Origin of the sequence: Enterobacter chengduensis (genome assembly GCF_001984825.2) — a bacterium.
Lineage (GTDB): Bacteria > Pseudomonadota > Gammaproteobacteria > Enterobacterales > Enterobacteriaceae > Enterobacter > Enterobacter chengduensis.
In genome coordinates, this window is the sequence record NZ_CP043318.1 from 1,873,482 (window position 1) to 1,886,832 (window position 13,351).

12 protein-coding genes are annotated in these 13,351 nt (G+C 61.3%); 6 read left to right on the top strand and 6 right to left on the bottom strand.

Features of this window, described 5'->3' with window-relative positions; translation table 11 throughout:
- Window positions 1–63: 63 nt before the first annotated feature.
- Window positions 64–921, bottom strand: a complete 858-nt coding sequence (locus FY206_RS09155) for an AraC family transcriptional regulator (RefSeq protein ID WP_032639376.1) — start codon at window positions 919–921, stop codon at window positions 64–66.
- A 228-nt stretch (window positions 922–1,149) separates the two neighbouring features.
- On the opposite strand from FY206_RS09155, the gene FY206_RS09160 reads away from it, so the two are divergent.
- From FY206_RS09160 to FY206_RS09175, 4 genes are read left to right on the top strand one after another with little or no spacing between them, the layout of a single operon-like run.
- Window positions 1,150–2,988 (top strand): DUF2264 domain-containing protein, encoded by a 1,839-nt coding sequence (locus FY206_RS09160; protein ID WP_032639378.1) that lies wholly within the window; start codon window positions 1,150–1,152, stop codon window positions 2,986–2,988.
- Entirely contained in the window at window positions 2,985–4,265 is a 1,281-nt protein-coding gene (locus FY206_RS09165; RefSeq protein WP_032639380.1) for an oligosaccharide MFS transporter, read from the top strand. Before FY206_RS09160 ends, FY206_RS09165 begins: the two co-directional genes overlap by 4 nt.
- Window positions 4,266–4,278: 13 nt before the next feature.
- Window positions 4,279–5,469: a glycoside hydrolase family 88 protein gene (locus FY206_RS09170; RefSeq protein ID WP_077064054.1), complete on the top strand. Its 1,191-nt coding sequence runs from the start codon at window positions 4,279–4,281 to the stop codon at window positions 5,467–5,469.
- A 22-nt stretch (window positions 5,470–5,491) separates the two neighbouring features.
- Window positions 5,492–6,091 (top strand): DJ-1/PfpI family protein, encoded by a 600-nt coding sequence (locus tag FY206_RS09175; protein WP_032639385.1) that lies wholly within the window; start codon window positions 5,492–5,494, stop codon window positions 6,089–6,091.
- Window positions 6,092–6,214: 123 nt separating this feature from the next.
- On the opposite strand, the gene FY206_RS09180 is transcribed toward FY206_RS09175, so the two are convergent.
- The 3 genes from FY206_RS09180 to hpxO are packed head-to-tail and all read right to left on the bottom strand — an operon-like array spanning window position 6,215 to window position 9,368.
- Window positions 6,215–7,150 carry a PDR/VanB family oxidoreductase gene (locus FY206_RS09180; protein WP_080500329.1) on the bottom strand — a complete coding sequence of 312 codons (936 nt, stop codon included), beginning with the start codon at window positions 7,148–7,150 and terminating at the stop codon, window positions 6,215–6,217.
- Window positions 7,151–7,161: 11 nt separating this feature from the next.
- A complete protein-coding gene (gene hpxD, locus FY206_RS09185) occupies window positions 7,162–8,196 on the bottom strand; it encodes a molybdenum cofactor-independent xanthine hydroxylase subunit HpxD (RefSeq protein WP_032639386.1) in 1,035 nt (344 codons plus the stop codon).
- Window positions 8,197–8,213: 17 nt separating this feature from the next.
- Complete coding sequence (hpxO, locus tag FY206_RS09190) at window positions 8,214–9,368, bottom strand: FAD-dependent urate hydroxylase HpxO (protein WP_032639388.1); 1,155 nt, start codon at window positions 9,366–9,368, stop codon at window positions 8,214–8,216.
- A gap of 239 nt (window positions 9,369–9,607) precedes the next feature.
- Here hpxO and uraD point away from each other — a divergent pair, with 239 nt between their 5' ends.
- Together uraD and uraH are read left to right on the top strand one after the other, a co-directional pair.
- Window positions 9,608–10,108, top strand: coding sequence for a 2-oxo-4-hydroxy-4-carboxy-5-ureidoimidazoline decarboxylase (uraD, locus tag FY206_RS09195; protein WP_032639389.1), 501 nt, complete (start codon window positions 9,608–9,610; stop codon window positions 10,106–10,108).
- Window positions 10,105–10,428, top strand: a complete 324-nt coding sequence (gene uraH / locus FY206_RS09200; protein ID WP_032639391.1) for a hydroxyisourate hydrolase — start codon at window positions 10,105–10,107, stop codon at window positions 10,426–10,428. The genes uraD and uraH overlap by 4 nt, the downstream gene beginning before the upstream one ends.
- On the opposite strand, the gene guaD is transcribed toward uraH, so the two are convergent.
- Both guaD and FY206_RS09210 read right to left on the bottom strand, forming a co-directional pair.
- Window positions 10,408–11,727 (bottom strand): guanine deaminase, encoded by a 1,320-nt coding sequence (gene guaD / locus FY206_RS09205; RefSeq protein ID WP_050488778.1) that lies wholly within the window; start codon window positions 11,725–11,727, stop codon window positions 10,408–10,410. The two genes, uraH and guaD, sit on opposite strands and share 21 nt — an antisense overlap.
- Before the next feature lie 104 nt (window positions 11,728–11,831).
- Complete coding sequence (locus FY206_RS09210) at window positions 11,832–13,328, bottom strand: NCS1 family nucleobase:cation symporter-1 (RefSeq protein ID WP_032639394.1); 1,497 nt, start codon at window positions 13,326–13,328, stop codon at window positions 11,832–11,834.
- Between the last annotated feature and the right edge of the window lie 23 nt (window positions 13,329–13,351).

Genomic DNA, 13,351 nt, shown 5'->3' on the forward strand with positions numbered 1-13,351 from the left:
CGTTATGCGACCTGGGTTTTTTTGTGCGCGCAGAAAATCCCCCTTTGATTGGTAAAAACTGCCTTAAGCGGGAATCCTGGTGCTGAGGATACTGCGTCGATACTGCAGCGGCGTCTGGCGCATCATCTTTTTAAAGCAGGTAATGAAATAGGTCACCTCGCTAAAGCCCACCGCCAGCGCAATGGCGTCAACAGGCTCATCGCTGTACCGCAGCAGATCGCAGCTGCTTTTTATCCGGCGGGTTAGCAAATACTCATGGATGCTGCCGCCGGTCTGCTGGCGAAAAATGCGTGAGGTATAGCTGCGCGAGAGCCCCAGGTCGTGCGCTAGCTGGTCGAGCGAAAACTTGCTGGCATAGTGGGCTTCGACCCAGCTCATAATCCGCGAGGCGACGGTCTGCTGGCGCGGCGGGTAGGGCTGCGGCTGCTCGGGCAGAAATGCCATGAGCTGCATCGCCAGAAATGCCACCTCGCAGGCTGCGGTCTGCTCGTTATCCTCCAGGCCCTGAAACTGTTCAAGGATCCTCTCGATAAACGCCGCGTGCTCGCTGAGATCGTAGATTTGCGCCGGCAGATTGCTGGCGGCCAGCGCGGCGAACCGGGCCTGATGGCGCGGGAAGGCGCTGAGCGCACTTTCGACGACGGACTGCTCAATGTGCATGGTGGTGCGGTGATAGGGGTTCTTATCGCTATGATCCACCTGCACCTTATGCAAACGGAAGGGCGGGAAGATAAATAGTCGCCCCGGACGCGCGGTATAGTGCTGATTATCCACCACCACGATGCCGTAACCGCTGGAAATATAGAGCAATTCAACGCACTGATGCCAGTGGTAATAAATCGCGCTGGTGGTAGACATGCGGTTAAATGATATTGCCTGCCGATCGAGCGTGATCCGTTCCAGCAGTTGCGTTTCCCTCATTTTACCTCCAGGACAACAGATTTAAATTTTTAGGCCATCGTTTGTAATTTATCCCTCTCGCGGCCAGCAAAATCCAGAAAAAATGAAATAGCGGTTCAATTTTGTGAGTCTGCTCACTCAGCGCCGGGAATAAAAGCAGTTACTCTTCATCCAGACGTCGCACTCATGGCGTTAAAAAGCCTAATAACAACAACTTATCTCTACCCTCGTGTAATGCGGGAGGACCCTGTGCAACCTAAAAACATCAATCTGGATAATCCACTGACAGGCCGGGAAGAGGTGCAGCGGCTGGTCAACGAGATGCTCAACGCGGTGGCGCCCTGGTTTGAAAAAGACGCCAGCCGTATTGATTTAGCAAACTTCACCGCTCACTACGGCCAGCAGGTCGCGAGCATGGAAGCCTTTTCCCGCCTGCTGTGGGGCGTCACGCCGCTGCTGGCTGGCGGCAGCGAGCCGCAACGCTTCTCCTTCTATTTACAGGCGATAAAAAACGGCACCAATCCGCAGCACGCTGACTACTGGGGGGATGTCGGCCCTTACGATCAGCGCATCGTCGAGATGGCGGCCTACGGTCTGCTGCTGGCGCTGGCGGGTGAAACCGTCCTGGCACACTTCACCGAGACGGAGAAAGCGAATTTATGGCGCTGGCTAAGGCAGTGCGAGACCCAGGACATCCCCGATAACAACTGGCACTTCTTCCCGATTCTGGTGCAGGTCGGCTTCCATCACTGCGGCATGCCGACCAACCCGCAGGCGCTGGAGGACCATTTTGCTGCCATGGAGCATTACTATCTCGGCGATGGCTGGTACGCCGATGGTCCGGGCCGGCCGCGCGACTATTACATCTCGATGGGCTTCCATTTCTATGGCCTGATCTACGCGAAGCTGATGGTCGATGTCGATCCTAAGCGGTGTGCAACCCTGCGCGATCGCGCCGCGCGTTTCTCCTCTGACTTCATCCATTTCTTCGCCGAAGACGGCGCGGCGATCCCGTTTGGCCGTAGCCTGACCTACCGCTTTGCCGAGGCGGCGTTCTGGAGTGCGGCGGCCTTCGCCGGGCTGGAGGTCTTTTCGCCGGGCGTGATGAAGGGCATCGTGCTGCGCCATCTGCGCTGGTGGCTGAAGCAGCCGATATTTGACCGCGACGGCATACTGAGCGTCGGCTACAGCTACCCGAATCTGGCGATGGCGGAAGACTACAACGCGCCGGGTTCGCCCTACTGGGGCCTGAAGACCCTGCTGGTGCTGGCACTAGATGAGGGCGACGCCTTCTGGCAGTCCGCAGAGCTGCCGCTGCCGCCGCTGGCAGCGCAGCACACGATAGCCCACGCGGATCAGGTCGTGGTGCATCAGGCCGATCACCTGTGGATGCTGACGTCCGGCCAGCTTGAGCTGAACAACTTCGTCAATACCGAAGCGAAATACTGCAAGTTTGCCTATTCCACCCGCTTTGGCTTCACCCTCGAACGCGGGCGCTATGGCCTGAACCACGCCGCGCCCGATTCGATGCTGCTGCTGGCCGAAAAGGATAACTACTGGCGTGGCCGCCGTGAATGCCAGCAGGTGGTCACCGCTGACGGCACCATTTACAGCCGCTGGCTGCCGTGGCGCGACGTGGTGATTGAGAGCTGGCTGCTGGCGCTGGGCGACTGGCAGCTGCGCGTCCATCGTATCAACACCCGGCGCGCGCTGGACTGCGCGGAAGGGGGCTTTAGCCTGGCGAACCGCCCGCAGCCGCAGGTTCACGAGAGTGACGGCGCCTGCTGGTTGCGCAGCCCCCGGGATGCAACGGCCATTTTCTGTTTACATCCCCACATCCGCCGCGGCGAAACGGTACTGACGCCGCCAAACAGTAATCTGCTGTTCGCCGAGCGCGCGGCGGTGCCGGTGCTGCGCGGCGAGCTCGCCCCCGGTAAGCATGTGTTAATCAGCGCGGTGTGGGCGGGAAATGCCGCCGACTTCGATCCGCAACATTGCCCACAGGCCATCATCAGCGACGACGCGGTACGCTTCGTGACGGCACGACAGGAAACGACGCTCGTTCTGGCCCCGGAGGCATCGCTATGAGCACATCATCGTCCGTACGCGCCGCGCAGTACAAAATGAGTACCTTTATTTTTCTCTATTTCTTCACGTGGTCATCAAGCTTTGGCCTGTACGCCCTGTGGCTGAGCCAGAAAGCGGGCCTCGATAGCGTCACCATCGGCAGCGTGTTCGCCATCAATGGCGTCTTTGCGGTGATTCTGAAGCCGGTTTACGGCTACATCATGGACAAAATCGGCATGAGCAAGTGGCTGCTCTATTTTGTCTGCGCCATTTCCGCACTGATGGCGCCGTTTTTTGCGCTGGTATACCAGCCGCTGCTGCAAAGCCATGCGATGGCGGGGATTATCATCGGCGCGCTGTATCTGAGCCTGGGCTGGTACGCCGGCGTGGCGGCGTCTGAATCCTACGCCGACCGCTTTAGCCGCCTGTACGGGCTGGAGTTTGGCCGCATCAGAATGTGGGGCTCGCTGGGCTGGGCGATGGCGGCGTCGGTCTCCGGGCTGTTGTTTAACGTCACGCCGCTGGCCAACTTTCTGCTCAGCAGCGGCACCTCGGTACTGATGCTGCTGGTGCTGATGAGCCTCAAAATCGGCGATGAGCAGCTGCGCAATAACAGCGTTATTTCCGCCAATAAGATCGTCTTTGCCGACGTGCTGATGCTCCTGAAAAACCGCAAGTTCTGGATGTTCAGCCTCTACGTCGCCGGGGTGGCGTGGATGATGTTTATCGCCGAACAGCAGTTCCCGCGCTACTTCGTGTCGTTCTTCGCCACCAAAGAGCAGGGTAATGCCTGGTACGGCTACCTGAGCACCGTCCAGTCGGGGATGGAGTTCGTGATGATGATGTTTATCCCGTGGCTGGTGAACCATTACGGGGCCAAGCGCGGCCTGCTGTTTTGCGGCTGCGTGGTAGGGGCTCGGCTGATCGCCTCCGGGCTCACGAGCGACCCGATTGTCATCTCCATCATCAAACCGTTTTACGGCGTCGAGATCGCGCTGCTGCTGATCTCGGTCTTCAAATACATCGCCGAACATTTTCATCGCCGGGTTAACGCCACGATGTACCTGCTGGGCTACCAGGCGATGATTTACGTGGGTTCAATTGTGGTCGCGCCGCCTGCCGGCTATCTGTACGACAGGATAGGCTTTGAGCATACCTATCTGCTGATGGGCTGCTGCGCCCTGCTATTTACGCTGATTTCCGCCTTTACGCTGTCGCGCTGCCGGTCGACGCGCGATGACTCACGATCCTTTGCTCCGGCGTTAGATACCGCCCCGGCTGAACCGGCCAAACATTAATTCAGGAGTTGTTATGACCCAATCTGTTATCACCGAAGCGCTGCGGCCGATCGAACTGCATCTGGTCGATCGCCTGGCCCTGAGCCAGAAGCTGGAAGCGGCGTTAACCCGCATCACGCGCAAGCTCGACAGCAATATTGTCGCCTTCGGCGATAAATTTCCCGGCGAAGCCTGCGAGAAGGGGGTTTGGCCGCGCACCGATAACGTGGAGTGGACCACCAGCTTTTGGCCCGGCCAGCTGTGGCTGGCGTGGGAGATGACCGGCAAAGCGCATTATCGCGAAGCCGCCGAGCGCTATTTACCGTCGTTCGCCCGGCGTATTGAGCAGCGCATCGATACCGCAACGCACGATCTCGGGTTCCTCTATTCGCTCTCCTGCATCAGCGCCTGGCGCCTCATCGGCAACGAAGCCGCTCGCCGGTCGGCGCTGCTGGCAGCCGAGCGCCTGATGGAGCGTTTTAATCCGACGGCCAAAATTATTCAGGCATGGGGGGATTTAAACGACCCGGAGCAGCAGGGGCGAATGATCATCGACTGCAATATGAACCTGCCGCTGCTGTACTGGGCCAGCGAACAGACCGGCGATCCGCGCTATGCGCAAGCGGCGACGGCTCACGCCGGACAGGCAGCGAAGTATATCGTGCGTGAAGATGCCTCGACGTATCACACTTACTATATGGACGTGCAGACGGGCGAGCCGCGCTTTGGCAACACCCACCAGGGCTACAGCGACACCTCCTGCTGGTCGCGAGGCCAGGCATGGGGCATCTACGGTTTTCTGCTTAGCTATCAGCACACCGGCGATAAGCAGATGGTTGAGCTGTCGCGCAGCCTCGCGCATTACTTCCTCAACCGTCTGCCGGACGATGATGTCTGCCACTGGGATCTGGCGCTGCTTGGGACCGACGCCGTGCGCGACAGTTCAGCGGCGGCGATTGCCGCCTGCGGCCTGCTGGAGCTGGTCAAGGCGCTGCCGACGCTCGACCCAAACCGCGCGTATTACGAAGAGATGGCGCTGCGCATTGCGCTGTCGCTGACCGATAACTACCTTGCTCGCGACGACGATCCGACCGAAGGGCTGCTGCAGCACTCGGTTTATCATATGGGCAGCGGGAAGGGCGTCGATCAGTGCTGTAGCTGGGGAGACTATTTCTATCTTGAGCTGCTGGCGCGGCTGCGACAGATTTGGCACCCGTACTGGTAACCCTGAAGTCATGGAGAGCAAAATGAAAAGCGTAGCCGTACTATTAGCCCCGGGTTTTGAAGAGGGGGAAGCGATCGTCACCATCGATATCCTGCGCCGCCTGAATCTGACGGTGCAGACGATTGCCTGCGGCGAGAGCCGCGACGTGTTGAGCTATCACGGCATCCCAACGGTGGCGGACAGCACCCTGAAGGCTAGCCTCGAACAGACCTTTGACGCCGTGGTGTTGCCGGGCGGCCCGGAGGGCAGCGTTAACCTGGCGAAAAGCGCGGAGGTTATCGCCTTCGTCCGCCGCCACGATGACATGGGCAAATATATCTGCCCGATCTGTTCCGCCGCCGCCCGCGTGTTGGGCGGTAACGGGCTGCTGAAGGGTCGCCGCTATGTCTGCTCCGGCGAGTTGTGGAAAACGGTCAGCGACGGCATATACGTCAATGCCGACGTGGTGGAGGACGGTAATCTGCTCAGCGGCCGCGGGCTGGGCAACGTGTTCGATTTCGCCTTTACCCTGGCGGCGCGATTGCAGGGCGATGGGGCACTGGCGCGCGAGCAGGCCAGCCATATTGAGTACGCCTGGCAGGATAGCGATCCCGCTTACGGGCTGGCAAAAAGCGATAGGTGAGTTTCGCCCGGCGGCGCTACGCCTGCACGGGCCTACAATAAAACGTGCAACCAATTGAAAAGTCTGCGCAATGTAGGCCGGGTAAGCGCAGCGCCACCCGGCAAGAAAGACTGTGCAGGTGGTTTACAGCCCGATCACCAGCTCCCCGGAGTGGCTCCGCGAGCAGCACAGTGCCACCTGCTGCTCCGTCGCGCTTTTTTCCGCCTCCGACTGCACGCTGTCCCGGTGATCCACCACGCCGTCAATCACCGGCGTCAGGCAGGCGCCGCAGATCCCCATTTCGCAGGACAGCGGCACGTCCACGCCGTTTGCCTGCAAGACTTGGGCAATGGTCTTATCCGCAGGCACCGGCCAGCGTTCGCCGGTTGAGGCCAGCTTGACCGTAAAGATCTCGCCGGCTTCACCGCCAGCGGCGGGCGCGGCGGGCTGAAACGCCTCGCTGTGAATGTGGGCGTCACCCCATCCCTTCGCCGCTGCCACGTCTCGCACTTTGTCCATAAAACCCGCCGGTCCGCACACCCAGGCGTGCAGTCCCGCTCCCGGCGTCGGGAGATGCTCTGCCAGCGCGGTGCGGGGGCTGATGGTGTGTATGAGGCACTCACCGCACTGCGAGAGCTCCCGAACAAACGCCGCGTTTTCCCGGCGTTTAACGTAGTAGTGCAGCGTGAACGGCGTTCCGGCCGCCTTCAGCTGCAGGGCCATCGCGTACAGCGGCGTAATGCCAATGCCCGCCGCCAGCAGCAACACCCGCTCTGCCTGCTGCAGCGGGAACAGATTGCGCGGGGCAGAGATCGCTAATTTCTGCCCGGGCCGCAGCGTCTCGTGAACGTAGCGCGATCCGCCGCGCGAGGCGGTTTCCCGCCCCACGCAGATAAGATAGCTCTCGTCTCCACATGCCCCGGTAAGGGAATACTGGCGCACCACGCCGCAGGGCAGGTGCACGTCAATATGCGCCCCGGGCTGCCACGGCGGCAGCGCGTTACCGTCTTCAGCCACCAGCCTGACGGCGAGGCTCCTGTCGCCTTCCCGCCACAGCCCGTCAACAATTACGCGCAGCATATCGGCCTCCGTCATGCCAGGAAAAATTCGCCAAAGCCCATCTTCTTCAGACCGCGACGGTAGGCAATCGAGCTTTTATCCGCGGGGATATGGGCCTCCAGCGTCAGGTCCAGCGGCAGGCTTTCCGGGCGCTGGGTTTCGACCATCAGGCGATCCTCTTCAAATATCCGCAGATTGAAGGCATGCACGTCCTCCACCGGAATATGCAGATCAAAGTTGCGCGCGATGGGCGCGAACATCCGGGTGACCCGCGAGGACACCGGCGACGCGGCGTTCATGATGACCAGCCGGGATTCCCCCGGGAAATGGATCGTCAGGGTGGCGGTGAACGGCAGATGCATTTCAAAATGGCGCAGCCACTGGAATCCTTCCGGCGCCTGCACGGGTGAACTGGCGGGGTAGTTGCTCACGCTGCTCCAGTAATCGGCCACGAAGCCAAACGGCGTCTCCTGCGGCTGATAGTGGGGCACCAGCGGGTTATCCGGATCCGCAAAGGTATCGGTGTGGATCCAGGCAAAGTGCGCCACGTCCAGAAACCCTTCCACCTGACGCCCGGCGAAGCCGTTCACCTCGAACGCCGGACAGTTAATCTGCTGAAATCCGTCGTCATCCCAGTGCGGCATGGTGGGCAGCGGCACGGGATTGTCCGGATCAAATGCCAGGCAGGTCCAGATCAGGCCGAAGCGCTCCTCCACGGCGTAGTTAATCAGGTTCAGCTTCGCCGGAACGGGCTGCTCGGGGCTGGACGGGATACGGTTGCAGCGCCCGTCCTCCCCGAAGCGTAGGCCGTGGTACGGGCAGATAATGCCGTGCTCGTCGTGAAAGCCCAGCGTCAGCGGCACCCCGCGGTGCGGACACACGTCACGGGCGACCACGACCCGGTCGTTAATCCGGTAAATGACCAGCTGTTCATCCAGCAGGGTCGCTTTAACCGGCGCCGGGCCGACGTCGCAGGCGCGCGCGACCGGGTGCCAGCATTTCGCCAGACGCAGCCAGTCCTCTGGCTCAAAGGTGCAGTGGGCGGGTGGAGTCGGTTCTCTTTTCATCGTTGTCCCTCTTACGTTCAGCCTAACGGGCCGCCCTGAATGGTCTCGCACAGACCGTTGATGATGCGCTCCCCGGTCTCCTCTGCCAGCTCCTGATACCAGGCCTGGGTCAACGCCATGTCTTTCCCGTGGGTGACGTCGCAGCGCTTGCGTGCCTTCAGCACCAGGTCGCGCACCCGGTCGCAGCGCAGCGCTTCGTACTGGCGCAGCGCCAGCGTGATGCTGTGGTTTTCACGCAGGCACTCGCCCAGCACCACGGCATCTTCCATCGCCGCGCAGCCGCCCTGGCCGATATCCGGCGTGGTGCTGTGTGCGGCATCGCCCAATAGCGCGACGTTGCCGCGCACCAGGGTGTCGAACGGCTCGATGTCGTGGATCTCAATGCGGTTGGTGGTCTCGGGATCCAGCGCCGCGATAAGCTTCTGCACCGGCGGGGCCCAGCCGCGGAAGTAGCCCGTGAGATCGGCGCGCAGGGTGGTGCGATCTTCTGCCAGACCCGCAGGGAGCGGCACGTCAAAAAAGAAATAGAAGCGACCGGCGGAGACGGGCATCAGCGACACGCGTTTGCCTTCGCCGACGAAGGTGGTCCACTGGTGCGCCGGGGCGATCTCTTCGTCAATCTTCACTAGCCCGTTCCAGTTCACGTACCCGGCGTAGCGGCGCTCCGGCGTATACCCCAGCACGTACGGGCGAACCGCGGAGTGGCTGCCGTCGGCGGCAATCAGGAAATCGCCGGTTGCCGTGGTGCCGTCGGTAAAGGTGACGCTCACGCCCGCGTCGTCTTCACGGACGCGTTCGACGCGCTTGCCAAACTGCACCCCGTCGCGTCCCCAGAAGTCCAGCATTTCGCGCTGAAGTTCCGCGCGCGAGACGGGGCAGGGACGCCCGCCGGTGCGCTCGACCAGCGGGGCAAGGCTAAAGCGGGTCAGGGTCTCGCCGCGCCGGTAATCCTTGTAGGCCATAAACCGCATCGGGCCGCCGTAGGTCTCGATGATGTCGCCCATGCCGAGGTGCTGCATGCACTTCACGCCGTTCGGCCAGATGGAGATGGCCGCCCCGACGGGCCGGATCTCTTTGACGGCTTCAAACACGGTACAGTCGATGCCCGCTTTCTTCAGCGCGACGGCGGCGCTCAGGCCGCCAATACCCGCGCCAATGACGATTGCTCTCATGCTTCTCTCCTTTTGCAGGGTGTAAATACCTTCAGCAATTTGCGTACCAGGCTGCAGAGTGGCGAAAACGGCGTTGTGGGGCGGGCGTTTGCACTGCTAAGGTGCGCAAACGCCCTGAGCGTGCCTTTTTTTGAATCAAAAATTTCCCGTTGAGCTATGCGGAATCGACTGTTTCACGCTCTCGCTCAGAGTGGCGTGGTTTGTGCAATAACCCGGAGGAAGACAATAAAGGAGACGCTATGATCGCACTGCACGACTTCAATCATCTTTCCCACGAAAAGGCGTTAGCGCTGGTTCACCCCTGCGTGGCGCTGCCCGACTGGGCCGATGCGCTGGTTCGCGGGCGGCCTTACGCCAGCCGGGACGAATTGCTCAGTACGGCAAAAGCGCTGACGCAAGGCTGGGACGACGCGGCATTAACGCAGGCATTGAGCGCCCATCCGCGCATCGGGGAAAAGCCCGCGGGTTCAGCGGCGGAGGCAGCGCTGTCGCGCCAGGAGCAGAGCGCGGTGAATGAAGGCGACGCTGACCTCGCCAGGGCGCTGCGCGAGGGCAATGCCCGCTACGAGGCCCGCTTTGGACGCGTCTTTCTGATCCGCGCGAAGGGTCGCAGCGGCGAGGAGATATTACAGGCCCTGCACGCGCGGCTGGAGAACAGCGACGCGCAGGAAATCCATGCCGCGCTGGAACAGTTGCGGGAAATCACGCTGCTGCGCCTGGAAGGAGTCATCCACGAATGAGCACGCTCAGCACCCATATTCTCGATATTTCGACGGGCAAGCCCGCACAGGGCGTGACGGTTCACCTGCAGCAGGACGGGAACACGCTGGCCACGGGCGTGACCAACGCCCAGGGGCGTATCGCCGCGTTTGTCCCTTTCCTGCCCGCAGGCCGCTACCGGCTGGTGGCGGAGATCGGCCCGTGGTTTAGCGAAACCGGTCGCAACACGATCTATCCCTGCGCGCAGATTGAGTTTGTGACGGGAGACGCGGCAGACGAGCATTTCCATCTGCCGTTTGTGATTGCGCCCGGCGGGTGGTCAACCTACCGGGGCAGCTGACCACACCCGCTCGCCGTTGACCCAGGTCTCGCTGATGTTGCGCTCGTCGCCCAGGGTCATCAGCACAAAGAGCTGCTCGTAGATATCCTGGCAGCGGCGATTGCGCAGGCGCTGCAGCGGCGTGACGTCCGGGTCGATGACGACGAAATCCGCCTCTTTGCCGGGCGCGAAGTTGCCGATCTTATCGTCCAGCCTGAGCGCATGCGCGCCGCCCAGCGTGGCGTGGTAAAAGGCCTCGCTGGCGCGCAGGCGGTAGCTCTGGAGCTGGCCGACCTTGTAGGCTTCCCCCAGCGTGCGCAGCATGCTGAAGGTGGTGCCCGCGCCCACGTCGGTGCCGATGCCCATCCGCACGGCGTGCTGCCAGCAGGCGGGCAGGCGAAACAGCCCGCTGCCGAGAAACAGGTTCGAGGTAGGGCAAAACGCTACCGCCGAGCCGGTGTCATGCAGGCACTGCCACTCGCTGTGGTGCAGATGGATCGCGTGGGCAAACACGCTGCGCTCGCCGGTCAGGCCGTAGTGGTGATACACGTCCAGATAGCGCTCGTGCTCCGGCCAGAGGTCGCTCACCCAAGCCACTTCGTTGGGGTTTTCGCTCAGGTGGGTCTGCAGCCAGGTATCCGGAAACTCCTCTCTCAGCAGGCTGACCGCGGCGAGCAGCTCGGGGGATGACGTCGGGGCAAAGCGTGGCGTAATGGCGTAGCCCAGCCGCCCCCGGTGGTGCCAGCGCCGGATCAGCTCACGCGTCTGCCGGTAGCTCTGCTTCGCGTCCTCGCTCAGGTAGTCCGGCGCGTGTCTGTCCATCATCACCTTCCCGGCGATAAGGCGCATGTTGAGGCGCAGCGCCTCAGTAAACAGCGCCTCGACCGATTCCGGATGCAGCGTGCAGAACACCAGCGCGGTGGTGGTGCCGTTGCTCACCAGCTGGTGAATGAAAAATTCGGCGATCTCTTTCGCGTAGGCCTCATCGGCAAACTGGCTCTCCACCGGGAAGGTATAGGTGGTCAGCCACTCCAGCAGCTGCTCGCCAAAGGCGCCGATCATCTCCGTTTGCGGATAATGAACGTGGGTATCGATAAAACCGGGCAGCAGCAGCCTGCCGCGCATATCGGTGTAGCCCTTGTGGGGGTCAAGATACTGCTCGCCCTCCTGCCACGCCATGTGCGCCAGAATTTTACCGTTCTGGATAAACAGTAGTCCGTCCTCAAGGTAGCGCGCGTGTTCGGCAATGGCGTCTGCGCTGTCGCAGACCTGGGCAATGTCAAAAAATGCACCGCGTATCGCAGTCTGGTATTCCATCATGGTTCCTGCCTTCGGGTTTGCGTAGCGGGGTGAGAAAGCGCAGCAAGAACGGTGCCAGAATGAACGGGCCGCAGTGACGCTGCGGCCAGAAGGGGAGGGAAGGGTTACTCTTTTTGCGTTGCCACGCGGGAGCTGAAGGTGGTCGCGCCTGCCGTCTCGCGATCTTCCCGCGCCAGCCAGCGGTAGGTCACGCCGCCGAGGAAGACGCCGATGAACCAGCTGAAGTTTGCCACCTCATGCAGGGCCGGGATAAAGCTAATGACCAGGCCCACGGCAACGGAGGGGATCAGCGCGCCGATGGCTTTCGGGTTAAAGCCGTTGCGATACCAGTATTTGCCCTTTGGTGTGTCGTCGAACAGGTCGTCAACCGACACCTTGCCGCGTTTAATCAGGTAGAAATCGGCAATCAGTATGCCGAACAGCGGGCCGATAAACGCCCCGAGCACGTCCAGGGTGTAGTGGATAAGCTCCGGCGAGTTGAACAGGTTCCACGGGGTGAGCAGGATTGAGCCGACGGCGGCAATCATCCCCCCGGTGCGGAAGCTAATTTTCTGCGGCGAGCAGTTAGAGAAATCAAAGGCCGGTGAGACGAAGTTCGCCACAATGTTAATCCCGATGGTGGCGGTGATCATCGTCAGCAGGCCAATCGCCACGGCCAGATCGTTACCCACACGGCTGACGGTTTCAATCGGGTCGGTGATCATGCGGCCAAACAGCGACTGCGTGCCGGAGACAATCACCACCGTGACGATGGAGAACAGCAGAAAGTTAAACGGCAGTCCCCAGCGGTTGCCGCGGCGGATCTCCCCCATGCTTTTGCCGTAGCGGGAGAAGTCGCCAAAGTTGAGCAGCGGGCCGGAGAAGTAGGAGACCACCAGCGCGGTCGCGGTGATCATCTGCCAGGTTTGCTCGCCCGCGGTCAGGGATTTGCTGGCGAGGGTAAAGGAGATGCCGTCAAAACCGGTCTTGTATACAATCCAGCCCGCAAGGGCCAGCATCACCACGTAGACCGCCGGACCGGCGATATCAATGAAGCGCTTGATGGCGCTCATCCCGTGCCAGAAAACCATCGCCTGCAATACCCACATGATGGCGAAGCAGATCCAGCCCAGATGCGACAGGCCGAGGAACGCGCCGGCGGTGAGCGAAGAGAGTGACGGCCAGAACTTCAGCGCCACCAGCATCAGGGCGTTGGCGGCCAGGTAGGTCTGGATGCCGTACCACGCAAAGGCGATAAGCCCGCGGATCACCGCCGGAATGTTCGCCCCGAAGACGCCGAACGCCTGACGGCTGATCACCGCATAGGGCACGCCCGCCATCTGGCTCGGTTTTGCCACCAGGTTGGCGCACAGCTGCACGATGCAAATCCCCACCAGCAGGCAGAGCAGCACCTGCCAGCTTGCCAGCCCGAGCGTGAAGAAGCTCGCGGCGACAACATACCCCCCCATGCTGTGCACGTCCGACATCCAGAATGAAAAGATGTTGTACCAGCTCCAGTTCTGGTCACGCGTGGGTGCCAGATCCTCATTGCAAAGACGTGGGCTGTAAACCGCACCGGAATCAGCGGCCGTACCCTGCTGCGCGTTTTGACTATTTGGCATGAAACCTGCTCCTGTGAATGAAA